The 25409-nt window shown below is 37.3% G+C and carries 25 protein-coding genes, 1 tRNA gene and 2 other annotated features; of the genes, 8 read left to right on the forward strand and 18 right to left on the reverse strand.

Going from position 1 to position 25409, the window contains the following annotated elements:
* Nucleotides 1-22 precede the first annotated feature (22 nt).
* From HT722_RS03415 to HT722_RS03435, 5 genes are all read right to left on the reverse strand, one after another.
* Nucleotides 23-361 (reverse strand): DUF771 domain-containing protein, encoded by a 339-nt coding sequence (locus HT722_RS03415; RefSeq protein ID WP_153193064.1) that lies wholly within the window; start codon nt 359-361, stop codon nt 23-25.
* 63 nt (nt 362-424) lie between these two features.
* A complete protein-coding gene (locus HT722_RS03420; protein WP_153193063.1) occupies nt 425-1753 on the reverse strand; it encodes a Rep family protein in 1329 nt (442 codons plus the stop codon).
* A gap of 232 nt (nt 1754-1985) precedes the next feature.
* Nucleotides 1986-2570 (reverse strand): hypothetical protein, encoded by a 585-nt coding sequence (locus HT722_RS03425; protein WP_153193061.1) that lies wholly within the window; start codon nt 2568-2570, stop codon nt 1986-1988.
* Nucleotides 2567-3739 carry a cell division protein FtsK gene (locus HT722_RS03430; protein WP_153193059.1) on the reverse strand — a complete coding sequence of 391 codons (1173 nt, stop codon included), beginning with the start codon at nt 3737-3739 and terminating at the stop codon, nt 2567-2569. Before HT722_RS03430 ends, HT722_RS03425 begins: the two co-directional genes overlap by 4 nt.
* Before the next feature lie 3 nt (nt 3740-3742).
* Nucleotides 3743-4102 (reverse strand): hypothetical protein, encoded by a 360-nt coding sequence (locus tag HT722_RS03435; RefSeq protein ID WP_102211522.1) that lies wholly within the window; start codon nt 4100-4102, stop codon nt 3743-3745.
* A gap of 184 nt (nt 4103-4286) precedes the next feature.
* Here HT722_RS03435 and HT722_RS03440 point away from each other — a divergent pair, with 184 nt between their 5' ends.
* The gene (locus HT722_RS03440; protein WP_153193058.1) at nt 4287-4871 is read left to right on the forward strand and encodes a hypothetical protein; all 585 of its coding nucleotides are present in this window, start codon (nt 4287-4289) and stop codon (nt 4869-4871) included.
* 34 nt (nt 4872-4905) lie between these two features.
* Here the strand turns inward: HT722_RS03440 and HT722_RS03445 are convergent, their stop codons facing one another.
* Nucleotides 4906-5244, reverse strand: coding sequence for a helix-turn-helix transcriptional regulator (locus HT722_RS03445; protein WP_061417958.1), 339 nt, complete (start codon nt 5242-5244; stop codon nt 4906-4908).
* Nucleotides 5245-5412: 168 nt separating this feature from the next.
* Between HT722_RS03445 and HT722_RS03450 the strand changes: the two genes are divergently transcribed.
* The 5 genes from HT722_RS03450 to HT722_RS03465 all read left to right on the forward strand — a co-directional run bounded on the left by HT722_RS03450 (nt 5413) and on the right by HT722_RS03465 (nt 10099).
* Nucleotides 5413-8064 carry an SEC10/PgrA surface exclusion domain-containing protein gene (locus tag HT722_RS03450; protein WP_173277584.1) on the forward strand — a complete coding sequence of 884 codons (2652 nt, stop codon included), beginning with the start codon at nt 5413-5415 and terminating at the stop codon, nt 8062-8064.
* Between the two features lie 84 nt (nt 8065-8148).
* On the forward strand, nt 8149-8628 hold the full coding sequence (locus HT722_RS03455) for a hypothetical protein (protein ID WP_240146924.1): 480 nt from the start codon (nt 8149-8151) through the stop codon (nt 8626-8628).
* Nucleotides 8629-8642: 14 nt separating this feature from the next.
* The gene (locus HT722_RS10650; RefSeq protein WP_275690579.1) at nt 8643-8771 is read left to right on the forward strand and encodes a hypothetical protein; all 129 of its coding nucleotides are present in this window, start codon (nt 8643-8645) and stop codon (nt 8769-8771) included.
* Nucleotides 8772-9448: 677 nt separating this feature from the next.
* Nucleotides 9449-9964, forward strand: coding sequence for a DUF308 domain-containing protein (locus tag HT722_RS03460; RefSeq protein ID WP_020900386.1), 516 nt, complete (start codon nt 9449-9451; stop codon nt 9962-9964).
* A gap of 62 nt (nt 9965-10026) precedes the next feature.
* Nucleotides 10027-10099 (forward strand) — tRNA-Lys (locus HT722_RS03465).
* A gap of 140 nt (nt 10100-10239) precedes the next feature.
* Here HT722_RS03465 and HT722_RS03470 read toward each other — a convergent pair.
* Both HT722_RS03470 and HT722_RS03475 read right to left on the reverse strand, forming a co-directional pair.
* Nucleotides 10240-11328: an AI-2E family transporter gene (locus tag HT722_RS03470; protein ID WP_006150832.1), complete on the reverse strand. Its 1089-nt coding sequence runs from the start codon at nt 11326-11328 to the stop codon at nt 10240-10242.
* A 9-nt stretch (nt 11329-11337) separates the two neighbouring features.
* Complete coding sequence (locus tag HT722_RS03475) at nt 11338-12627, reverse strand: DUF308 domain-containing protein (RefSeq protein WP_173277586.1); 1290 nt, start codon at nt 12625-12627, stop codon at nt 11338-11340.
* Nucleotides 12628-13430: 803 nt separating this feature from the next.
* On the opposite strand from HT722_RS03475, the gene HT722_RS03480 reads away from it, so the two are divergent.
* Nucleotides 13431-14576 (forward strand): low temperature requirement protein A, encoded by a 1146-nt coding sequence (locus HT722_RS03480; protein ID WP_173277588.1) that lies wholly within the window; start codon nt 13431-13433, stop codon nt 14574-14576.
* A gap of 48 nt (nt 14577-14624) precedes the next feature.
* Here HT722_RS03480 and HT722_RS03485 read toward each other — a convergent pair whose 3' ends face one another.
* On the reverse strand, nt 14625-15080 hold the full coding sequence (locus HT722_RS03485; RefSeq protein ID WP_173277591.1) for a GNAT family N-acetyltransferase: 456 nt from the start codon (nt 15078-15080) through the stop codon (nt 14625-14627).
* Nucleotides 15081-15150: 70 nt separating this feature from the next.
* Here HT722_RS03485 and HT722_RS03490 point away from each other — a divergent pair, with 70 nt between their 5' ends.
* Nucleotides 15151-15810, forward strand: coding sequence for an A24 family peptidase (locus tag HT722_RS03490; RefSeq protein WP_173277592.1), 660 nt, complete (start codon nt 15151-15153; stop codon nt 15808-15810).
* Here HT722_RS03490 and trpA read toward each other — a convergent pair.
* From trpA to HT722_RS03535, 9 genes are all read right to left on the reverse strand, one after another.
* Nucleotides 15782-16558: a tryptophan synthase subunit alpha gene (gene trpA, locus HT722_RS03495; RefSeq protein ID WP_173277595.1), complete on the reverse strand. Its 777-nt coding sequence runs from the start codon at nt 16556-16558 to the stop codon at nt 15782-15784. The genes HT722_RS03490 and trpA overlap by 29 nt on opposite strands.
* The gene (gene trpB, locus HT722_RS03500; RefSeq protein WP_020900370.1) at nt 16551-17774 is read right to left on the reverse strand and encodes a tryptophan synthase subunit beta; all 1224 of its coding nucleotides are present in this window, start codon (nt 17772-17774) and stop codon (nt 16551-16553) included. Before trpB (HT722_RS03500) ends, trpA begins: the two co-directional genes overlap by 8 nt.
* A complete protein-coding gene (locus HT722_RS03505) occupies nt 17752-18351 on the reverse strand; it encodes a phosphoribosylanthranilate isomerase (protein ID WP_173277596.1) in 600 nt (199 codons plus the stop codon). The genes trpB (HT722_RS03500) and HT722_RS03505 overlap by 23 nt, the downstream gene beginning before the upstream one ends.
* Nucleotides 18338-19105: an indole-3-glycerol phosphate synthase TrpC gene (gene trpC / locus HT722_RS03510; protein ID WP_173277597.1), complete on the reverse strand. Its 768-nt coding sequence runs from the start codon at nt 19103-19105 to the stop codon at nt 18338-18340. Before trpC ends, HT722_RS03505 begins: the two co-directional genes overlap by 14 nt.
* On the reverse strand, nt 19102-20106 hold the full coding sequence (trpD, locus tag HT722_RS03515; RefSeq protein WP_173277599.1) for an anthranilate phosphoribosyltransferase: 1005 nt from the start codon (nt 20104-20106) through the stop codon (nt 19102-19104). The genes trpC and trpD overlap by 4 nt, the downstream gene beginning before the upstream one ends.
* 10 nt (nt 20107-20116) lie before the next feature.
* Nucleotides 20117-20683 carry an aminodeoxychorismate/anthranilate synthase component II gene (locus tag HT722_RS03520; protein WP_061864453.1) on the reverse strand — a complete coding sequence of 189 codons (567 nt, stop codon included), beginning with the start codon at nt 20681-20683 and terminating at the stop codon, nt 20117-20119.
* The gene (trpE, locus tag HT722_RS03525) at nt 20680-22041 is read right to left on the reverse strand and encodes an anthranilate synthase component I (protein WP_173277601.1); all 1362 of its coding nucleotides are present in this window, start codon (nt 22039-22041) and stop codon (nt 20680-20682) included. Before trpE ends, HT722_RS03520 begins: the two co-directional genes overlap by 4 nt.
* A gap of 71 nt (nt 22042-22112) precedes the next feature.
* Nucleotides 22113-22344 (reverse strand) — a binding site (T-box leader).
* Nucleotides 22335-23513 carry a tryptophan synthase subunit beta gene (gene trpB / locus HT722_RS03530; RefSeq protein WP_173277603.1) on the reverse strand — a complete coding sequence of 393 codons (1179 nt, stop codon included), beginning with the start codon at nt 23511-23513 and terminating at the stop codon, nt 22335-22337. (Overlaps the previous feature by 10 nt.)
* Nucleotides 23514-23676: 163 nt before the next feature.
* Nucleotides 23677-23906 (reverse strand) — a binding site (T-box leader).
* 214 nt (nt 23907-24120) lie between these two features.
* Complete coding sequence (locus HT722_RS03535) at nt 24121-25116, reverse strand: LacI family DNA-binding transcriptional regulator (protein WP_000410752.1); 996 nt, start codon at nt 25114-25116, stop codon at nt 24121-24123.
* Nucleotides 25117-25409 lie beyond the last annotated feature (293 nt).

Raw genomic sequence — 25409 nt, forward strand, 5'->3', positions numbered from 1 at the left:
AGATATTATCTTGATTATCGTATCATAAACTAAAGATTTCTGCAAAGTTTTCTTCAAAAAATTGTTTCGTTTTACTAGCTAAGAAATAGTACCGTCCACCCTGACTGTCTGGATATTTCACAAACCCATCTTTGTTTTTATCAATATCGATTTTTGAGCGAATAGCAGGTTGATAAAGAACATGTTCCAATAGCCAAGGTCGAGAGACTGAAACCATCTCTAAAACCTCGGATAAGCTCATATACTTCCCCTGAGAAGCCTTGTTTTTTAAGTTGAGGTATTCATCTTTTTCTACTATGATATGAGAGGCAGGCAACTGTACTTCTAAATTGTCTATTTTGATTAAAATTTTATCTGTCATATAATTTTTCCTTATTCTATGATACAATAGAAGCAGAAATAGTATTTATTATTTCCACTAGTTTTAGTTATCACTGCACTCGCTTTGGTCGGTTGAGTCTGTAGTGATAACTTTTCTTTTGCTGTCAATATTTTTTACTTTCTTAATTCTTCCTAATATATCCGAAGCGATTTTTCGAAATTCTTCTTCATTTTCTACACTGTTTAGTGAATACGTCTGTAATTTTTCAAATGCTTGTTTTGCTTTTTCTTTTAAATCACGTTTTGCTGTGTAATTCCATAATTCAATTTTGATAACCTTATTCTTTTCATCGTGAATCATTTTAATTACAAATCTAATTCTTCGCATTAGCTGATGATATTCTTTATTTTTCTTTCCAAACCACGAATCACACCAATCCCAATAACTATCTGAATTTGTGATAATTGTTAAATCATTGATGATATACGCATCTTTAAACCGTGAACTTAACTGTGTAGCTGAATCTGGTTCTAGTATCTGAAATAACTCTCGAAAAGTCATGCCACAACTTGCATCTAGTTCATTGATTACAATTGTTTTTTCCCCTTTGTAGCCAGAACCTAAATCGAAACGCTTTTTATTTATTGATGGGGTATGTGCTCCTAATCTATCACGTTCTTCTGCAAGTAAGCGTGCTAAATATGATTTTCCTGTTCCTCCTTCAGCTTGAATATAAATACCTGTATGATTTCGTTCGCCCTTACTCATACGAATAAACTCCTTATGAATAAATTCTTGTCTGTTTTCCTCAAATTGTCTTTTATTTGAATTCCACGCTTTTTGTGCTATCCGTTGAGTGAATTGCTCAAATAATTGTTGTTTTGCTTCAGTTGTAAGTAAGCCTTCTTCTGAGATTAGATAGCTTAATTCTAAACAATAATCGTCTATTTCTAGACCATTGTCAGATTTTTCTTTGCTATGATTTTTGATTTTTCCCATGATATCATCGATATAGTTTGTATTTTCTGATGAAATGACTTCTTTGACCTCATAGGGGAATTTGTGTTCTTCCATATTACGTTCATTTCTATGTGTTAAATATCGACATGCTTTTATCGAACTACGAACAAACTCTAAATTTTGTTCTCTTGAAATTGATAAGCTTTTATAAACAGATGAATAAGTATGAGCATGTTTGAAATCAATATAAAAATGGGCATGCAATGGTTTTGAACTTCCGTCATCTTTTAAATCTTTATCATGAAAAATAATATGATACCTATCATCTTCATTTTTACAATAGTCTTTAATACGTTGAACAACGGATTCACGAAAATCTTTTTCAGTTAATTTTAAATTTGCATTATGTTCATATTCAAATGAAATTTGACCAAAAAATTTTCTTTTTCTATCATTTTGATTAATCTTCATAAAAATCCTTCCTGATTTTGACACAAAATAGAGAGTGTGTGTTGATTTTGAGTTGTTGTGATATGGTTTGAATGTGGATGCACTGACGGAGAAAAACGTGCATCCACATCCAAACAAACATCATATTTTCTTGACACATCACAACATAAAAATCTTATTCATTAGACGTGAATTGTTTTAAATTTATGGTGCTGGTGTACTTGCTTACCTTCAGTAGCAGTACACCGCACCTTTATTTTTTTCTAAATGCTGTTGAGCTGAATGTTCTACTATTTTCTAATCTAATAAAATCATTAAATAAATATCTACTATCTAACTGATTTAATTCTCTTTTAGCCTGTGCTAATAATTCTTCCATAATATTATAACTTTCACAATTCGCTGGAAAAGTCCATGTTGCAACAGCTTTTTGTTCATAGTAAACAACAGTTAATGTCAATAGAGAACGGTTTGCTTTTCTGATAATTTCCTGTTTTGAATTGCTGTAGCGAGAAGATTCTTCCAAAGTTGGCTCTACATTTATCTGCCTACAAAATCGTCTCATTTGCCACGTCGCAACATATGACTTAATGCTATTTCTGAAATAATCAAATTCAGCATTTCTAAATGCAAAATCGATATTAATTATAAATAGTAATAATATAAATGATACACTCGAAATTAAACGTAGTACTGATATAAAAACAATAAAATAAAAAAATGTTTCTATATGTATTTGAAAAATGATAAATGTAGCCAAACGCTCTAAAATAAAAAATATAATAGAAACAAAAATTGTAAAATTAACTACATTGTATTTATTAAAGTATTTCGTCATGTGATTTCTTCCTTCCTGATGTTATAAGAGGGGGTTAGAAGTGGCATAATATGCGTTCGATGTTCACTATCTGTAAACTTGACTATACCTGTACCAATACCAGGTGGGACTACAATATTATCAACATTGATGTTGGGCAATAAAAACTGACAAGTATTCGCATTTATCTCACCTAAAATAAAGATACAGTTAATTTGTTCACGTACTGCTGTATTACCGCCAAATGCAGTTGCATCAAAGCGTTGGCTACATAAAATGAGTGAGATGGAGGTCTGACGGCCGAGAAGAGCAATCGTCCCAAGTAATTGCCCAAATGATTCACGAGACTGCTTAGAGCTCCCCTGAACAAGTGCCAACAGTTCATCAATAACAATATAAATGCGTTCAAACTGAGTTTTTGGATTTGTTAATAATATTTTTTGCCGTTCATATATCTTATTAATGATTCGACCCAACAATTCATTGACCTCTGTAATAAAACTGTTTAAGTTTGAACCATGTGTTGGTGCTAATACTTCTAAACCTAATTCCTTACTTAGTAAGTAAACATCAGCGATTTTAGGGTCGACGCAAATAATTTGATTTGTGAAAGATTTTAGACAACTAATCAAATAACGTAAGAAATGAGTCTTTCCTGTACCAGATGCTCCACTCACCGCCAAACTTGTCACCGCTTTCATTGGGATATTACAAATATTGTTAGCCATAATTGGGAGAGTATTTTCTGACACGTTCTTTTTAATAAAAGATGAAAGATTATCAATCTTTAACCGAGTTGGAATCCCATCAACCCAAGGAAAGAAAAATGCACGTGCTTGATTTTCATTTTTTGTATCATAAGGAACAAAAAAAGCATTATTCTGTGGTAAGAGAGTCTTGAATGGGTAGAGTATGCCAGCGCAAATTGCAAAAATATCAAAGTATAGTTTTTTGCTTAAAGAATAACTTACAGGGAGATTTGGGACGTAAAAAACGCCGGAATCATTGCTTGCAACCTTAATATCAAATGAATTTAAATAAGATGATTCATCATTAATATTGAGAGCGTTATTCAAATTTCTCAAAATAAATTGTTCTAATTCGAATTTGTTTTTACCAAATTCAGTAGTGTCAGAAACAACCGCTTCTGACACTTTCTGATTTTGGCTTTTATTCATTAAAAAAGCCATGCATTATTTTCCTTTCTTCTTAATATCTTTTGCCCTGAAATAAAGTTGTCCGTACTGGTTTTCAAAAGCTTCTAAATCTTCAAATTCAACAATATCTCCGATTTCGAATTTTGATAAATTTGGCTTATTTTCTGGTAAAAACTTGACCTTAAAAGGATTGTGATTATCACTTGCAACGTAAACTTGATAGCCTTGAATGTTATCTGTACGTTTCATTTTTTCTTTACCGTTGACAATTTCGCCCGATTTTTCAAATTCATATTGAATCTCAAGTTGTTTACCAACCAATTTTACAACTTCATCTGAAAGAGCTTGTTCTGCTAGGCTAGCACTGTAGCCATTTGTGCGTTTAAAAAATGCCATAATTGGCCCCCTTTGTTAAAAAGTATTTTAAAGTTTTGCTACGAGAGCAGTAACTTTATGAGTCTATTCTAGCAATAATTTTTTCGAAAATCTATAAAATGTGTATTTTAAATTTGACAAATCAATATTTACGATATATAATTTATGTGTACGATATACATTAGAAAGTGTTAAGGAATAAAAAATGACTAATTTAAAACTAAAAAGATTATCTGAATTTATTGATGACATGATACAAAAGTATCAAATTGAGGAAACAAAAAATATTAAAAAAAGTTTACGTAGAAAATTTGTTACAGAATTGGAAGCTATGGGACAGTGGGATAAAGCTAATTCTAAAACTTTTGGTCGAAACAGAACAAAGGTATTCAATTATGAAATTCTTGATAGATTAGAGAAACGGTGTGAACGATATTTAGTTAAGAAGAGCGGATTTGATTTTGATAAGTTCAAAGATTATAAAAGCAACATAGATAGTGAAAACTATTTTGAAGAAGCAACAGAAGATGAGCTAAAGGATATGCATGAAAGAGCTGTTTTTAGGTCATGGGCTGGTTCTATTTCAAAAGAAGAGATTCGAGATGTCATGCTAACAGCTTTATTTGAAAAATTTTTTACTTCTATTGATATTGAACAATGGCAAAAAGACAGTGATTTTTTAACAATTGTTGATGCTAATGATGATAGAGAATCTAGTTTTGAATATTACAGGGCGAAGGAACGTTATTCGTCTCACAATAAATCTGCATATTATAAGGAAAGAAAATAAATGAATAAAAAATAACCGCTAGGATGTGTGAATCTTAGCGGTTATTTATGTTGTTTAATAGGGTTGCTACTGCATCAATTATATCTGTTTTTTGTGGTTCTGGTATTTGTTCAAGTTGATTGATAATATTTTCAATTTCTTTACTCTTTTCTGGAAAACCGAAATTAAAAAATGTTTTTTCATCTACTTCAAGAGCTATAAGTATTTTATTCAGTGTTTGTATTTGAAAATTATATTTTTCATTTTCTATGTTGTGGATATGTTTCGAGCCTAAGCCGGCTAATTCGGAAAGTTTTTCTTGGCTTAGCCCTTTTGTTAATCGTAAATATCTAATTCTTTTTGCAATAAAAGTTTGTAAGTTGTTTTGATTCATAATTGTTTACCTTCACTATTATTTTAAAGATAAACATTATAAATAATAAGTAGTACAAATTACACTTGTATAGTATATAAGTGTTGAATATTACACTATATAATGATAAAATAGTGTAGTAAAACTATAAAAATTAGCTCATTTTATCAGCCATCAAAGGAGAAAATGATGAAGAAACTGAAAACCCTAACAACTTCAACAGCTATTGCGCTTGCGTCTGTTGGTGGAACTGCATTTGCTCAAGAAGCAACTACTACAACAGCAGTTGATGTAACTGCTGTCAATGAACCAGCTCTTGTTTCTAAACCTGTAGCCGATACAAAACCAGAAGTGAAGAAATCTTCTGATGTCAAGCCTGCTCTTGATGCTCAAGCGTCTACTGTTAAGCAAGTTGAAGCTGAGAGTGAAACAGCAAAAGCTGAAGCTACTTCTGCTAACCAAGCTGTTACAACTACTGAAACTGCTTTGACAAGCGCTAAAGAGGACTTGAAGTCAGCTGAAGCCGTTAAAGCAAATGCTACAGAAGAAAATATCACTGCTACAAAAGCAAAACAAGATGCCAATGTAAAAGCTCAAGAAGCCAATCAAAAAGCAACTGAAGCGTCTACTGAAGCGATTAAAGCTCAAACTGAAACTGTAGCAACTGAAACAGCTAACGTTGCAAGCGCAACAAGTAAGAAAGCTGAAGCGGATAAAACAGTAACCGCTAAAGAAACGAATGTAAAATCAGCTGAAGACGCGCTAAATGGTTCAGGACTTGGTGAAGCAAAAGCCTCTCTTGCCCAAGCTGAAAAAGATATTGAACAAGCCAATGCGAATATTTCAAGCGCAACAACAGCTGTCGAAACTGCTAAGAAAGCAGATAGTAACCGCGCAGATGCCATCAAACAAGCTACAAACAATGTAAATGTCAAAAACGATGCCTTGAAACTAGCTAAAGAAATGATGGACGCCGACCAAAATAAAGTGGATTCTATCCAAGAAAAAGCGGATGCTACAGCCTCTAAAGAAAAAGAAGCGCAAACTGCCTTGGATGCACAGAAAGCTCGCTCTGGTGAAGCTGTCATTCATATGGGAAATCCAGTTCACCATTTGACAGATGAAGAAAAAGCTTACTATGGTCTTGATAAAAATGATGTCACATTTAAAGATGCACTTAGCTATTATGCAAATAACAGTTGGAAAGAAGATGGTAAATCTAATCGTCTAATGATGCTTACAGCTGCTAAAATGTATAAAGCTCTTACAGTTGATTTCAACAAAAACGATGCCAACCGTAAAGTAGATATTGACAATTTAACAGATGCTGAAATTGCTGAAGTTAGTGATTTCTATGCTAAATTAGTAAATGTCTTGCAAGAAAATATGGGATATCCTACAACATATAGAGCTTATGCTGCTAAAGATACACTTAAACATAGCAAGAAAATGGCAAAAGCCTATGAAGCTCGTGGAACTGATCCTGCTGTAGCTGGTCATATTCGTGAAAACAATGGTGTTGAAAACTTAGCTTCAATTTATGCTAGTGACGATATTTCAACAATGCAAGATTTGAAAAACGCTGCATTGCGTGCTTTCAAAAATTATTCATTCCTTGATAAACATGCTAATTGGGGACATTTAAATAATAACCTAAACGGTGGTGGTGTTGCCATGACAGTCGCTAACATCAATGGTAAACGTTGGTTTGTCAACTCATTTGGTAGCGATGGTAAACATAAAATCAATCTCAACCAAGACATTGCCCAACTTGAAGCAAAACTAGCTGAAGCACAAAAACAAAACAGCCAAGCTCAAACTGCTCTTGCAAACGCTAAAGCAGAATTAGCAGAAGCTTCACGCAAATATGCTTCTGCACTTGAAGCTAAAACAGACGCTGAAAAAGAATTGGCAAGCAAAACAGAAACACCACTTCAAACAGAAGTTGCTGAAAAGAACTTGCAATTGGCAAACCTTGCTTTGAAAAATGCACAAGAACGTAAAGCAACTGCTGAAGAAGCTGTTGAAAACTTCTCAAGAAGTCAAGCAGAAAAAGAAACTGCTCTTGAAACAGCTAAAGATGAACTTGCTACAGCCAAAACTGCCCAAAAAGATGCTGAAACAGCTCTTACAAATGCGCAAGCAAAATTGCAAGCTGAAGAAAACAAGTTAAAAGCTCTTCAAACTGAACAAGAAAAGCTCCATGCAGAAAAAGACCAATTGGTGTCAGATGCGAAAGCAATCGCAACTGAATTGAGTGCTTATCTAAACGCAGACAAGAATCTTGCAGATGCGCAAGCAAAAGTAGCTGATTTAGAAACAAAACTAACTCAAGCAAAATCTGCTGCAAAATTGGCACAAGATAAATTGGATGCCGTTACAGCTAAATTGCAAGCTGAACAAGCTAAATTAGCTGAAATCCAAGAAGAGTTTGATAAGTTGCTAGACTTAGAAAACAAAGCTAAAGATAATGTAGTTGCAACTCTACCAGACGGAACTGTTGTTGCTGTACCTAGAGTAGATTCAGATTCTAATACTTTACCTACAGAAAATACTGAAAAAAATGTTGATAAAACAAAACCAGCTTCACAATCAGGTAAAGATGTTGCTTTGGATGCTAAAGAAGATGTTGTTGCGAAAGATAAAGAACAAACAAAAGATAAACAACAAACATATTCAGCTCCAGCTGTTAAAGCAGGTGCAGATGAAAAAGTGACATATTCACGAGTAGAACGTTCAAAATCATTACCAAATACTGGAGAGTCATCAAGTGTTGCAATGTTGGTATTCGGTGCAATTCTTGGAACATTTGGAGTTGTAACAGTACGTAGAAAAAATTAGAATAATAAAAAAATCTTCTTATCATAAATAGGAAGATTTTTGTTAAAATATATTAAAAGAAAGAAATAATGTGAGGATTAAAAAATGAGAACTCCTAAGATATATAATGATTTAATTAAGAATAAAGAAATAACAAATAAAATTATTGCAGAATGTATATATTCTGTTAATAAAAGAGCAAAAAACTATCGAGATAAAATAGAAGATTATAAGCAAGCTGGATTCTATAGATACAAAGAAAATAATATTGAAAATGCAAAAGAACAGAAAGAAAAATACTATAGTATGAAAGAAGATTTATTATTAAACTTCAGTCCAAAATTAATTCATAAACAGTATGCAGGTGAGAAAAGACAACGAGTCTATAGTTATCAAAAAAATTATGAAAAACTATATAATGAAAAAAGAAATGATATTGTTTGGGAAAATAGTTACTATGACTACGATAGAAATAAGGAAGTTGAATTTTTTGATTATAGCTTAGTGAGAAAAAATATTTATATTTCTTATATTATGAAATCGGTGAATATAGTTTTCATACCCCAATTACAGAAGAAAGGGTAGAAAAAAATACTCAATTGGAAATCAAAGAAATAGATGAGAATTTTCAAACTCATGGAGCTGATATAGTAGATTTACTTTCAACTCAATTTGTTCAAAAAGTAATAGACTTGTTAGATAGTGGAGATTATACAATTATAGAATAATTAAAAAAATCTTCTTACGTTTGTAGGAAGATTTTTTGGATTCACAAAACTAGTTTAAAAGACTACGCTATTTAAACCATTTTTGAGAATGCATATCGGACTATACCAATTGCGCCGAACACGGTATCGAACCATGTATAAAAAATCGTGATTATTGATTTTTTAAACTTAGGAATTACAGGAAAAACTAAAAATTTATTTGGTCAACCACTGGTCAATTTCCTTAATTTCAATACTAACTAGCGTGTGATAATATCTTGATTTAATCGCTTTTTACTTATTTATTTTAACTTATTTTAACGCTAATTTACATGTAGGGGGCATCTAAATACAACAGGAAAAAGCCTTGTAAATCAAGGCTTTTTTTGCTTGTCTATAACTGATTTACCCCATCATTTGTCCCACATTTTAAATCTATCTTTTCTTTTTGAATCAAATTACATCTTTACAAATAGTGTAAAGCCAGTTACTTTTGCTTTGATTCCATACAATATTTTCATGTAGAGAAGACAAATTTTATCTTCTCTTTTTATTTTCAAAATAATAAAAACTGATTTTCTTTTCATAAATCAGACTGAAACTTCCAAATTTTCCATTTTGTTTATTGATATTTCCTCTAAAAAGGTGTATAATATTTTTATTATCAAACTATACTATACTATATAGGGGGTATTGAAATGAAATTTTCTAATCGTTTACTGCTATTCCTTGCAGGAGTTGTTTTTGTCCTTTTAGCACTCTTTCTATTTACAGACCCAGTAGCTAATCTTGTTGCTTACAGCTGGTGGATTGCATTTGGTTTACTGGTTGCTTCTATAGCAGCTATTTTAGGCTATTTCTCTGTACCAAAAGTGCTTCGCTCACCAGCTCATCTTTTCCAAGGGATTGTTAATCTTCTCTTAGCTCTTTACCTCGTTGCCTATGGCTTTGTGACGCTGCCAGTTGTCATTCCAACTATTTTAGGAATTTGGTTAATTGTAGAAGCCATTATAGCTTTCTTTAAAGGCAATCGTCTGGGATTGATTTTCCCTATTATTGGCAACCATATCATGTGGATAGCGTTGCTTGCATTTTTACTAGGTCTAGTGATTTTGTTCAATCCAGTAGCTACAAGTGTCTTTGTCGTTTATGTCGTTGCCTTTGCATTTTTAATTGTTGGTTTCACCTATATCCTTGATGCCTTTCGTAAATAATCTAGCTGCCATTTTGGGCATATTAAAATAGCTGGGAAGTTACATTCTCAGCTTTTTCTGTTGCCTCCTTAGCTCAGTTGGTAGAGCAGTAGACTCTTAAGCTATGGGGCGCAGGTTCGAGCCCTGCAGGGGGCACATCTAAATCAACAGAAATAAGCCTTGAAACCAAGGCTTTTTTTAACGTCTAATAGCTTTTTGTAGAAAAGTATTTAAAAATAAAAGAGAAGAGAATCTCTCACTCTCTTCTCAGTATATCTTATTAAATTTAGTTTTTCTTAATCTACCTGATTTTCCTTTGCAACGACAAATTCTTTAACCAGTCGATAGATAACAGCAAATACGGGGGTAAAGAATATCATCCCAAGTAAGCCAAAGAGATTGCCTCCAATACTAGCAGCCGCAAGCGTGAAAATAGCTGGTAAACCAATAGACTGACCTACAACTTTTGGATAAATAAGGTTTCCTTCAATCAGCTGTATAACTTGATATAGAAGAAGAGAAAGTAAGGCTTGAGTAGGACTCACTGTGAAGATAAAAATCGCTCCCACAACACAAGCAATCATAGGCCCTACATAAGGAATGAACGATAGCACTCCTGCAAATATACCTGTCATTACTCCATAGGGTATCCCAAACAGGCTGTAACCAACCGCTATCATAACTCCTATGATAACTGCTTCAATCAGCTGACTCATCAAAAATTGGTCATAAGTCTCTAGTGCTACTTGTCCAATGTAAGTCAACTTTATCACCACCTTCTCTGGAAGAAAAACTTTTAGAAGTCGACTCGTCATCGCTGCCAAATGTTCCTTACTGGATAAAAATAAAAAGGTGAAGACTATAATCAAAAAGGCATTCATCAAACTTGAAAAAATATTGCCGATATTACTAGTCAGACCTGATAAAAAACCTATCAAAGCTTGGCTAATAGAACTAGATTGTCCCTGTATGCCTGATACGATAGTTGACAACATGTCTTTGGTTACAAATTCCGAGCTGCCTAGCAATTTCCCAAGTTGAGTAAGGACTGTTGAAAGGACTGTTCCCAGCTGACTAATAGTCTGAGCTAGGGTTGGCAGCACCAAAACCAAAAGAGCAATCACGATTAAGATAAGAGCTAGGAAAACAAGTACCATGGCAATCGGACGACGCAACTCTGCCTTTACCTTCAATTTAACTAAGTACTGTTCAATTTTTTTCATAGGAACATTAAGCACAAAAGCAATAACAGCACCATAAATCAAGGTTGATGTTACATCAAAGAGAGAGATTGCTCCTGATATAAAGCTCGATGCATTCAGAATTACAAGAGCAACCAGCCCTATAAAAAGGATTAACGGGGTATATTTTTTAACTAAGTTCATAAATTCTCCTTAATAAACATGTTTAGATACGACTATACTATTTGGTTTTTCAAACTCTCGATCAAGGTAGGCTTGGTAAGTTCCTGGAGCGATAAATCCTTTTGGTGAGAGGATATCTGTTCCAGCTTGACCGACTATGGTATCAGCCAAGAGCACACAGTTTGTGGACAAGACAAAGTAGGATTTAAACTTAGATTTGATAAATTTATAAAGTTCCCCATCCGTCTCATGTCTGATTTTATAAGCGTAGGTGTAGTCTTCCTTACCATCTTCCGTTTTAATTTTATCTGCGCTTGGCTCCCAAGGAATCGTTAGTTGTTTTAATTCAGCTAATTTTTCCTGAACCGCTTCTTCCATTTCCGGTGTCAAATCTATTCCGTAACCAAATAGCGTTTTTTGACTCTCCCGTTTACATAAGTCAATGTACTTATCACGGTCACAGAAATATAAGACACCATCTCCTACCATACCAAATAAGGTCTCAGATGACGGATCATAGTTGCCATAAGAAATAACACGGCCCTGATAGAAGATATCCACATGACCAATAGCTGAAAACAGGGAGGTCTCAGCTGTATGAACAAAAATTTCTAGCTCTGCTGTCTTACCAGACTTCACCATTCCAAGATGGATATCCTCTCTCTCATCAGCATTTTCCTGCATGAATTTGTTGATTTTTGCTAAAGTACTTGCAGGGATGAGAGCGGCTAGGACAATAGGTAAGCTCATTCTTACACGACGTTTGAGATGGTTTTTCCCAATTTCCTCCTCAAACAAGAAACCATCACGGATATTGGACAGACCATAAAGGAAAAAATAAGCCCCTAATACAAAGAGTTGAAAGACAGAATTTCCTGTAGAGGACAAAAGACTAGTCCCACCAAGAAAAACTAGTACGAGTCCATCTAGTAAGAGACGAAAACGAGGTCGAATTTTGTTTTTGCGGTAGAGAACATAGGTGACAAGGTTAATACTAGCATGAAAAATCTGATAAACTCCAATCACAAGAGCCAAAATATAAATCGGCACATCCGTCGCAAGATTGGAGCCAAGCAAATATCCCAGCACTAACAATTTAACCAGTGCAACTCCCAAGGTGTCCGTTGACTGACTTTTTTTGAAAATACGTAATACTAAATCTAAGACCGTTGCTATCCAAGCTAAAAACAGAACCAGTCGAATAACCTTTACTGGCAACCAAGTCCCCGTGACCATCAAGATGAGACCTAGCAGAACAAACAAGAACCCCTGAGCAAGTAATTTCTTACCTGTCAGACCTAAAGATAGAATTTTCGCCATATAAAAACCTTTCAACAATAAAAATTAAACACTCCGATTAAACTGACTAGTAAATAGCCAACACTACAAACAGCCTGTGCCAGCAACATATGGTGACTAGAAATGACTGTAGTAATGTCACCATCTTGTCTTATGCACTTCTAAAATTTGTTATATTGATTAGAAACCAGAGCTTATAAAAACTAGCTAAACTCGAGAGATAGACACAATTGCGACGAAAAAATGTATAACCAATTCAACTTGTTAAGGTAAGAAAGCATTATTTCCAATCTATTAATTATTCATCTATTACCTATTATGACACAATATTCCCTATAGTTCAACTTTTTACTTGTTTTTATATTACACGGACTAAAAAGTTTTCAACAGTTGATTGCATTTGTTTTAATAAGTTTTAACCTTTCTTGGTTAGATAAAAAAAGAACCATACAGTTTAGAATCTGTATGGTTTTTGCCCCACTTTTGTCCCATTTTTAAATCATGACATTGAAAATACCTAAAATCACTTATATTTCAATATTTTTAATTGCTCTCAATATGAAAGTCCTTTCCAAATACCTGTAGGGGGCATCTAAATCAACAGGAAAAAGCCTTGGAATCAAGGCTTTTTTGTGTAGTCTTAGCACTAAAAAACGATAGAAAAAACACCCCTTCTGAACTGCACCCCAAAAGTTAGACAGAAAAAACCTAACTTTTGTGGCGCAGTTCATTCGCGTCACATGAAGTTATTTAAGCATATCCTTTTCTCTCATTACCATTTTCTGTTATAATAAATTGTACTTCTAGAATAGAAAGGACTTAAGATGACAACTCTTATTAAACATAAACGTGTAGAATTTTCAGAACTTTTTTATGACCTAGTTTTTGTTTTTGCAATTTCAAAAGCAACTACTTTAATTGAGCATCTTCATAACGGTATTTTGACTTGGAATTCTTTCCTTGATTTTTTCATGGCTGTCTTGGTTCTCACTGATTCATGGATGATTCAAACCGTTTATACCAATCGCTATGGAAAGAACTCTTTATTTAACATGGTAATCATGTTTATCAAAATGGGACTTTTACTCTTTATAGCCAATATGATTGGACCTGATTGGCAACAATATTTTCATTATCTTTGTTGGGCTGTTGGTACATTAACCTTTACCTTATTTTTACAATATTTGGTTGAATTTTTTAGAAAATCAACCGATAATGTTGAACAGGAAAGTATCAAAGGTTTTCTATGGATAACAGGTCTAGGAAGTTTAGGAGTCTATCTAGCAGCTCTTCTTCCTATTTACGTTGGAGTCTCTGTCTTATTTGCTAGTATTCTGCTAACATTTATTATGCCAATTATCTTGCTTAGTAAAGATAAGCATTACCAGGTAAATCTCCCCCATTTAATCGAGCGCATCTCCCTTCTTGTCATTATTACGTTTGGAGAGATGATTATGGAGCTAGCTAACTTCTTTACAATCGAGAATTTCTCGATTTATTCGGTTCTTTATTTCATTATTATGCTTTCTCTGTTCTTGTTTTATTTTGGTCAATTCGACCATGCTATTGATGAAAAATCTAATCAAAAGGGACTATTTCTAATTTACAGTCACTATCCTATTTTCATTGGACTTATTATGATGACCGTTTCGATGAGTTTTCTTCTGAATCCTGAAGCTAATCTTCTCTTTGCAACCAGCTTCTCTTATATCGGATTTGGCCTCTTTCAAGCTGCTGTCCTAGTAAATGGGCCCTATAACAAACACTATCTTCGCTATTCGAAAAGTTACTACTGTGTCCAAGCGACACTCTATCTGGCTGCCTTTATTCTCTCTTTAATCTTTGCTTCTAATCCTATAATAGTAGTGAGTATAACAACCATTTTAGCTCTAGCTATAGCCATTCATTTTATTTATTTTTATATGACACAGAATAAAAAATATTCCAAATCTAACTGGGAGTTATTTTAATGAGTTTATAACATAAAAAAGCTTTGGGAACCAAGGCTTTTTTGCTTTCTATCTAAGCTTTTTCATGATGTATTTTCGTATAGGTGCTTCAACCATTTGAACGATTTCAAATCCTTCTTTTTGATAGAGATGCTGGGCTGCTTGATTTGCTTCGAAGACATTTAAAGAAATACTATCTATGTCTTCATTTTCAAAGGCCAAATTAACAAATTTCCTTAAAGTCTGCCTACCTAAGCCTTGCCCCTGTTTCTGGGGATTGATTAAAAACCGTCCAATATGAAAATTGCTGTCTTCTAGCCTAATTTTCTGGATAAGCCCCACAAACTCTTGTCCTTCAAATATTGAACAGATTCCTTCCAAATCTTGCAAAACTTGAATTGTCAAGGGAAAAGGAATCCTTGGTCCCATCCATTGTTCTTGAAAAGACTTGCCGAGGGAGTTGGACCATTGGCATACGAACTGAGCATTTTCTGCGCTCACATTTTCTTCAAAACGAATTGTCATCTATTTCCTCACCATCTTATCTATGTTTCTCCATTATACTACTTCTCCTATTTTTTACGAATAGATAAGTATGATTGATATTTATTTTTTTCTTGTCGGGAGTATTCTCGCTTCCTTTCTTGGTTTGGTTATTGACCGTTTTCCAGAGCAATCTATTATCCAACCTGCTAGTCACTGCGATTCCTGTCAGACTCGCTTGCGTCCCTTAGATTTGATTCCGATTCTCTCGCAGGTCTTCAATCGCTTTCGCTGTCGCTACTGCAAGATTCGCTATCCATTCTGGTATGCCCTCTTTGAACTAGGCTTAGGACTCCTCTTCCTAGCTTGGTCTTGGGGCTTTCTTTCCTTGGGGCAAGTCGTCCTAATCACCACTGGTTTGACCTTGGGCATCTACGACTTTCACCATCAGGAATATCCCTTACTAGTCTGGATGACTTTCCACCTAATCCTAATGGCCGGCTCGGGCTGGAATCTAGTCATGGTCTTCTTCCTTGTCCTTGGAATTTTAGCTCATTTTATCGATATTCGCATGGGCGCAGGGGATTTTCTCTTTTTAGCTTCTTGTTCTCTTATCTTTAGCGTAACCGAATTACTCATCTTGATTCAGTTTGCTTCGGCGACAGGCATTCTAGCCTTTCTCCTACAAAAGAAAAAGGAAAGACTTCCTTTCGTGCCTTTCCTCTTGTTCTCTGCTTGTGTGATTATTTTTGGTAAGCTACTGCTTGTTTGATAAAGTCCTGAATCGGCTCTCCTTGGTGGAGAGCTTTTACGATTTTTGAACCGACGATAACGCCATCTGACACTGCATTGAAACGTTCTACATCGGCTTGACTAGATACACCAAAACCTGTCAAGACTGGAATATCGGCCACTTGATGCAATTGTACCAAGTGCTTGTCCAAGTCTGCACGGTAATTACCTGATTTCCCTGTCACTCCATTAATAGCAACGGCATAGACAAATCCTTCTGCCCCTTTAATTAATTCTTTCTGGCGTTCAATTCCTGTCGTCAAACTAACTAGAGGAATCAAAGCGATGTCTGTATCTGCCAAATAAGGCTCCACAAAATTGGCATGCTCATGAGGAAGGTCTGGAATGATCAAGCCCTTAACCGCTGTATCTGCCAAATCTTTGACAAAGTTCTCCACACCGTACTGAAAGAGGGGGTTGAAGTAGGTCATGATGACAAGTGGAACCTCTGTTTCAATGGTTTTCAATGTTTCAACCAAAGCCTGGGTAGAGGTCCCGTGGGCTAAACTGCGCAAGCCAGCTTCTTCGATAACAGGTCCATCTGCAACAGGGTCTGAAAAGGGAATACCAACTTCAATAGCCGAAACACCCAAATCTTCTAAAAAGTGAATTGTTTCTCCGAGTCCATCCAAACCTTTCTCATGGTCTCCAGCCATGATATAGGGAACGAAAATTCCTTTTCCAGCTGCTTTAATAGCGTTCAATTTTTCTGTTAGTGTCTTAGGCATGAGCTTCTCCCTTCTTTGCTGCATCTGCTTCCAAGCGGTCCTTGACTTGAACCACATCCTTGTCCCCACGACCTGATAGGCAGACAATCATGGACTTGTTTGGACCGAGTTCTTTGGCCAATTTCACCGCAAAGGCGATAGCATGGCTAGATTCCAAGGCTGGGATAATCCCTTCCACGCGAGACAAGAGTTGGAATCCCTCCAAGGCTTCTTCGTCTGTCACAGGGACATAGCTGGCACGTTTAATATCGTGGTAGTGAGAATGTTCTGGACCGATACCAGGATAGTCCAAGCCTGCTGAAATAGAGAAGGCTTCAAGAATTTGACCATGGGCATCTTGGAGCACATCCATGAGAGAACCGTGAAGAACACCAGGACGACCCTTAGTCAAGGTAGCTGCATGGTGCTCCGTATCCACACCAAGTCCAGCCGCTTCAGCTCCATACATGGCTACTGACTCATCTTCTACAAATGGATGGAAGAGCCCGATAGCATTAGAACCACCACCAACACAGGCTACTAAAGCATCTGGCAGATCTTGTCCTGTCAAGTCACGGTACTGTTGTTTAGCTTCTCGACCGATGACACTTTGGAAGTCACGAACGATTTCTGGGAAAGGATGAGGTCCCAAGGCAGAACCAAGGATATAGTGGGTATCATCGATATTAGCTACCCATGAACGAAGGGCTGCATTGACCGCATCCTTGAGCACGCGCGAACCGTCTGTCACTGCCTCAACCTTGGCTCCCAAAAGCTCCATACGGAAGACATTGAGAGCTTGGCGTTTGACATCTTCCTCACCCATGTAGATAGTACATTCCATGTTAAAGAGGGCTGCAGCAGTTGCAGTTGCCACACCGTGCTGACCAGCACCTGTTTCAGCGATAATTTTCTTTTTACCCATGCGTTTAGCCAGAAGAACTTGTCCCAAGGCATTGTTAATCTTGTGGGCCCCTGTATGGTTAAGGTCTTCACGTTTGAGATAAATCTTGGCTCCGCCGATATGCTGGGTCAAGTTTTTTGCGTAGTAAAGGGGAGTTTCGCGTCCCACATACTGGCGTAAGAGTTGGTTTAATTCCTCTTGGAAACTTGGGTCTGCCTGACTTTCACGGTAGGCCTTCTCCAACTCCAAAACTGCTGTCATCAATGTTTCTGGGACGAAACGTCCACCGAATTTTCCGTAAAATCCATCTTTATTTGGTTCTTGATATGCCATTCTTTACCCTCTCTATAAATCTTCTAATCTTTTCATGATCTTTTTGTCCGTCTGTCTCCACTCCGCTCGATACATCTACTGCATAGGGAGTAAAGTGTTGAATTGCTTTTACTACATTGTCTTCATTAAGCCCACCTGCGATAAAGAAGGGCTGAGTTAGTCCAATCGTATCCAGTTGAGCCCAGTCAAAGGTCTGGCCACTCCCAGCCACAGGGGCATCAAAGAGTAGATAGTCTGCCTGAGAATTGGGCACATGACCCTCTCCATCCACCTGCACAGCCTGAATGCTGGCACAAGGCAAATTCTCAAACAAATCATCTACCACCTGACCGTGAATCTGAACCAAGTCCAAGCCAACTTTGTCAATCGCTTCTAGCAGTTCTGCCCGACTTGGTGAAACAAATACACCAACCTTTTTGACATCTGCAGGAATAAGCTTTGCCAGCTCAGCAGCCTGATCCAAGGTCACCTGTCTTTTACTAGGTGCAAAGACAAAACCGATGTAGTCTGCCCTTGCTGAAACGGCTGTTTCCACCGCTTCTTTGGTCGATAGTCCACAAATTTTAACCTTTGTCAATCTGCAACTCCTTGATTCTCTGGGTCACATCTTCTGCCTGCATGAGAGCTGTCCCTACTAAAATTCCGTTAAAGTATGGCGCTACTCGTTCCGCATCCTGCCCTGTGAAAATAGCAGATTCAGAAATGTACAAGCGATCATCTTTGAAATGTTTAGCCAAATCTACACTGGTCTGCAAGTCAACTTCAAAAGTGGTCAAGTTGCGATTATTAACTCCGATAATCTGGGCACCAAGTCTGTGAGCCACTTCTAGTTCCGCTAGATTGTGAGTCTCCACCAAGACTTCCAGACCAAGTTCCGTCGCGTAGTCATAAAGTTCCTTGAGACGTTCTTCTGACAAGGCAGCCACAATGAGCAAGATGACTGTCGCACCGGCATTGCGAGCGCGGATGATTTGCTTTTCATCGATGATAAAGTCCTTGTTGAGCGTCGGAATCTGTACCTGACTGGAAATCTCCCGTAGATAATCCAAATGTCCTTTAAAGAAAACTTCATCTGTCAGAACAGAAATCATCACTGCTCCGTTCGCTTCATAAGTCTGGGCCTGTTGCACAATATCCACATCGAGATTGATATCTCCCAGACTAGGGCTAGCTTTCTTGACTTCAGCGATTACCTGCAAGCGGTCTTGATGTTGCTTTAGATAGTCAGCCAAGCGATAGGTCTGGCGCAGAGGCTGGATTTCCTCCAACTTCATCTGCTCAACCTCACGCGCTTTCTGCTCCAAAATTCGTGCTAAAAATTCCTGACTCATTTTTGGTACTCCTGTAACAGTCTGAGTTTTTCAAGGGCCTTGCCACTAGCAATCACTTGACGGGCCACGGCAACTCCTTCCTTGATACTAGCTACCTTACCATTAGCATAGAAACCAAGACCAGCATTCAAGACTGTAGTTTCCAAGAATGGACTTGGTTCATTTTTAAGAACGCTGAGCAAAATTTCTGCATTTTCCTGAGCATTGCCTCCACGAATATCGTCGATAGCGTAGCCTTCCATCCCCAGATCTTCTGGAGTAAAGCTTGACAAGGTGATTTCGCCATTTTCAAGAAGAGCAATCTTGGTTGTTCCATTCAAGCCAGCTTCATCCAATCCTTCTGGTCCAGCAACAACGATGGCACGTTTGCGACCCATATTTTTCAAAACCTGAGCTGTACTTTCTAGAAGCTCTGGACGACTAATACCAAGAAGCTGTGTTTCCAAAGCCATTGGGTGAATCAGGGGACCAGTCAAGTTCATAATCGTTGGAATTCCCAACTCCAAACGAGCTGGCATGATGTATTTCATAGCTGGGTGCATATTTTTAGCAAAGAGAAAGACGATTCCCGTTTTATCAAAGACCTTTCCTAGTTCAGCTGGTTTGAGGTCTAGATTGATACCCAAGGCTTCGAGGACATCTGCAGAACCCGATTTAGAAGAAATCGAACGGTTACCGTGCTTGGCCATGTGAACACCGCCACCAGCCAAGACAAAGGCTGCAGTTGTAGAGATGTTAAAACTAAAAGACTTGTCCCCACCTGTACCACAGTTGTCCATGGCATCATGAATTTCAGTTGGAATATGTTGGGCATGCCCTCTCATGACTTGGGCAATGGCTGTGCGTTCTTCAGGTGTTTCCCCCTTCATCTTAAGAGCCAAAAGGAGAGAAGCAATCTGCGCTTCCGTTACACGCCCAGTTACGATACGCTCAATGACATCCGTCATTTCCACACCTGATAAATTTTCAAATTTTGCTAGTTTTTCAATAATCTCTTTCATCCTAGTTCCCTCACTTTACAACCTTCTCGATAAAATTCCGAATAGAAGACAAGCCATCTGGCGTTCCAATGCTCTCTGGATGGTACTGGAAGCCATAAATCGGAAGACTTTTGTGTTGAATTCCCATGATAGCTTGGTCATCAGTCGAACGAGCTGTCACTTCAAAGTCTTCTGGCATTTCCTCAATCAAAATACTGTGATAACGCATGACCGCACGGCCATCCTCGATACCTTGATACAAAACAGATGGTGCTTCAAAGCTGATATTGCTCTGTTTCCCATGCATGACTTTTGGAGCCAAACCTAACTTACCACCAAAGACTTCTGCGATGGCTTGGTGGCCCAAACAAATCCCAAGAATCGGCTTTTTGCCAGCAAAGTCACGAATCATATCTTCCATCTTTCCAGCATCAACTGGCCAACCTGGGCCAGGAGAAAAGACCAGTCCATCTGCTTTTTCAGCTTCTTCATACAGCTTGGGATCATCATTTCTCAAGACCTGAACTTCTGCAAAATTCCCAATGTATTGGGCCAAGTTATAGGTAAAAGAATCATAGTTGTCAATCAATAAAATCATGGTCTTAGTTCTCCAATTCTAGTCATAGATTTTGCTTTGTTAATGGTTTCTTGGTATTCGTTTTGGGCGATGGAGTCGTAGACAATCCCTGCCCCAGCCTGCACATAAGCTGTTTGATTTTTGAGAATCATGGTTCGGATGGCAATGGCAAAATCCATATCACCCGTCGCAGACAAGTAGCCGATTGCTCCTGCGTATACGCCCCGTTTTTCTGTTTCCAGTTCATAGATGCGTCTCATGGCCCGAATCTTAGGTGCTCCTGACACTGTTCCAGCAGGAAGTGTTGCTTTCAAGGCATCCATAGCAGTGAGTTCTGGAAGCAAACGCCCCTTGACCACACTGGTCAAATGCATGACATAACGGAAAAGCTCCACTTCCATATACTTAGTGACTTGGACACTGGCCGTTTCAGAGATGCGGCCAATATCGTTACGTCCCAAGTCTACTAACATCCGATGCTCTGCTGTTTCCTTCTCATCCGAAAGCAGTTCTGTCGCCAAAGCCTTGTCTTCTTCATCCGTAGCTCCTCTTGGTCGCGTCCCTGCAATTGGATTGGTTGTCACGATGCCATTTTTGACAGAAACCAAACTTTCTGGACTGGCTCCGATGATTTGATAATCCCCAAAGTCATAGAAATAAAGATAATTAGATGGATTGGTCACGCGGAGATTTCTGTAGAAGTCAAATGGATTTCCAGTAACTTCTGCTGAGAAGCGCTGGCTGAGTACGCATTGGAACATATCCCCGTTACGAATCAAGTCACGAGCCGTTTCCACCATTTCTTCAAACTTCTGAGGAGCAATATGCGGTTTGAAGTCCAGCGGAGATAGATCCAAGTCTTCAAATTCATTTGGAGCAGGAATGCGTAATTCCTCAAGCACTTGGTTCAAGGCTTTTTCCAAGTCTTCTTGACTTCGCTCACTATAGAGAGTATCCTCGATGACATGGATTTTCTCCTTCTTGTGGTCAAAGACCATGTAACTCTCATAAACGAAGAAATGCATGTCTGGCGTTCCAATTGTATCCTCAGGGATTTGACCAATTTCTTCATAAAGCGAAATCATATCGTAACCAACAAAACCAATTGCCCCACCACCAAAAGGTAGATCTGAATGGTGCTGGCTCTTATGAGTCACTTCATAAAGGAAATCTAAGGGATCCTGATCAATCACTTGACCATTTTGATAAAGAACTCCATTTTCAAACTTAATCTCAAAAACTGGATTATAGGCTAAGATAGAAAAACGAGCTGTTTCCTTGTCTCTCGGAATACTTTCTAAAATAACCTTGTGTTGCCCCTGTAGGCGCATATAAGCCAAGATTGGTGATAAGACATCTCCATGAATGATTCGTTCCATTGTAATTTCCCTTTCAGTTCTACTTCTAGTCCGTGGCGACTGTATGAAAAATCCCCACGCAAAATAACTTGCGTGAGGACGAAATTCGCGGTGCCACCTCAATTATAGGATTTCTCCTATCTCTCATTCCTGTCTTAGATACCTCCTGTAACAGGCTGTGCTATAAAGGGCACTCCCTTAAGAATTATGTTTTCTTCTCTCGTTTCAGATGGACCCAACCTTACAGCTTTCTCTGCTTGTTTCCAGCAACCACAAGCTCTCTGTGAGAGAAAAGACTGTAATTTTTCCATCTATTATTTTTTAGCTTCTAGGTAGTCTGCAATCGCAGCTACGTCCTTGTCTCCACGACCAGAGACATTGATAATGATAATGTCGTCTTTGCTTAGTTTCGGTGCACGTTTAACTGCTTCTGCGATAGCGTGTGAGCTTTCAATCGCTGGGATAATCCCTTCAGTCTTGCTGAGGAGGAGCAAGGCTTGAACCGCTTCTTCGTCTGTCGCAGCCACATATTCCACGCGACCTGAATCTTTGAAGTAGGCGTGTTCTGGGCCAACCCCTGGATAGTCCAATCCAGCTGAGATAGAGTAAACTGGAGCTAGCTCTCCGTCTTCCTTAAAGACTGCATAGGTCTTCATACCGTCAACAATTCCGATACTACCTTTTGTCATAGTAGCTGCGTGCTTGTCTGTATCAAGTCCGTGACCAGCAGCTTCAACCCCAACCAATTTGACTTCTTCATCAGCCACATACTGAGAAAATGCACCAATAGCATTAGAACCACCACCTACACAGGCAATAACGTAGTCTGGTAAACGACCTTCTTTTTCTAAGATTTGACGGCGAGATTCTTCACTGATAACCTTTTGGAACTCGTGGACAATTGTAGGATATGGGTGAGGTCCCACAGCAGATCCCAGAACATAAAAGGCTGCAAGGTCATTCATCCATGCTCCAAAGGCTGCATCAACAGCATCTTTGAGGGTACGAGTCCCTGTTTCAACTGCATGAACAGTTGCTCCCATCATCTCCATACGGAAAACATTGAGACGTTGTCGTTCCACATCCTCTGCTCCCATGTAGACATCACAGGCCATACCAAACTTAGCTGCAGCTGCCGCCGTCGCAACCCCGTGCTGACCAGCTCCTGTTTCTGCGATTACTCGTTTTTTGCCCATACGTTTAGCAAGAAGAATTTGTCCTAAAACGTTGTTGAGCTTGTGAGAACCCAGATGGTTAAGATCTTCGCGCTTGAGATAAATCTTAGCGCCACCTAAGTGATCTGTCAAACTTTCCGCAAAATAGAGCGGTGTTTCGCGACCTGAATAGTCCTTTAAGTAATGACGAAATTCTGCCAAAAAGTCTGGATTATTCTTGTACTTGTCAAATGTCACTTCCAACTCATCCAACAAAGCCTGAATCGGCTCCGGTACAAAACTACCACCAAATTGTCCAAAATAACCTTTAGTTGTCATAAAATTTTTCCTCTTTCTGTATGAATCCGGCCTTTTTGTTTGCTTTTAGTAGTAGGCAAGGAGCTGCAGATAGAACTCAAGTTCATCAAAGCGACTTAACGCCCTAATAAAAGATAAACAAAATGACGGATAGAAAAAAGCCCACACACAGAATTAAATTCCATGTGAGGGCGTTGGTAACGCGGTGCCACCTCAATTATAAAGGGACTATCCCTTTACATCTCTGCCTTGTCTAACAACAAGTTGCACTGTAAGGTGTGCGCACCGAATTTTCATTGTTTCAAATTCATTTTTAAAATCAGCCCACTTTCACTACTTCCAACCACCTGTTCACAATCACCACAGGCTCCCTGAAGATTAAAAATAGTTACTTTTCTGATTTGTTGAACTTATTTTAATACTTTGTTTTTTCTTTGTCAAGACTTTTTTACGATTTTTTTGAAAGATGTGTGATTCGAATGTGATAATGTCTTTAGTAAATCGAACGTGAAAATGTCCCACTTGTTAGAAATTGGATCCAACTCAATAGAAACTGAATAGATGCTAAACAGAACTTACTTTAGAACACTCCATCTTTTCCATTAGGATTTTCAAGAATTAAACAATACTAGAAACTCTGTCTCCTAACAAGTTTAGTAGAAACTTCAACAGATGTGACACTTTCCCCCTTTATAATTGCTAATACCCCTTCAATCATTTCTTGAGCTAATTTAACATAATTAGGAGAAATTGTAGATAAAGCAGGAGTGTAATACTGTGAAATTGGAATATTATCAAATCCAACAACGGATATATTATCCGGAATCGCTATTCCTTTTTCGTAACACGCACGAATTAGTCCCTGAACTTTTTCATCGCCTGAAACAAATATAATATCTGGATAATTTCCAAAAGACAAATCATTCACAGCAAAGGAATAAACTGACTCTATTGTAGTTAAACCATAAACTACCTTCAAATCCATAGAATAATTATTATCCTTTAAAAAAGTTCTCACTCCTCTCTCTCGATCCTTATTTACATAAGACTCACCTCCCATAAGTAACCACATATCTTTAAAATTCTTTTCCAAAACTACTTTCATCATATCATAAGTAGCTTGAAAGTTATTGTTAGATACGTAAACTACTCCAGGTGTTTGAGACTCTCCAAAGACAATGAAAGGCATATTATTTTTCTTTAAATATTGGATTCGAATATCATTCTCCCCCTCATAAAAGACAATCACTCCATCTACAAGGCTACCAATACTTGAAATAATTGAATTACTAATCGAATCTTCCTCTCCAAAATATTCAACAATAGCATTTACTCCAAATTGTCTACAAGTTTGTAAAACTTTATCTAAAAGTGTTTGAAACCAGATTAAAGGAAAAGAATCAATCTTCTTCACAGATATTAAAATATTCGTGGTTTCTTTCTTCGTTAAATTCTGAGCATAGGCATTTGGAATATAGGATAACTCATCGATGACTTTTTTTATGGCATTATAAGTCTCAGGTTTTACTCTATTCCCTCCATTTATTACACGTGAAACTGTCTTTGGAGAAAAACCAGACAAACGTGCAATATCATATATCGTTACCTTTTTCCCTTTTTCCATTAAAATACTCCTGTCATAAACCTTCACTATAACTATACAATATTTAAATTATTTTAACAAGAAAATTACATTCTAATCTTTTAATCTAGTTTACATCTGGAGGAAATACTTCACTAAATCTACATTAACTTTCAGTACTAGTAACATAAATTTTACAATTCAATTCACTGTTTTGTACTATTTTGTAAACTGCATTACAAATCACCGGATAAGAAAATACACTACCTGAAAATTCCAAGGAATCATTTTCAGTAAATCCTTCTGTATTTAGAAATGTATTCATTATCTGTTCA

Source organism: Streptococcus sp. 53 (genome assembly GCF_013276565.1).
Lineage (GTDB): Bacteria > Bacillota > Bacilli > Lactobacillales > Streptococcaceae > Streptococcus.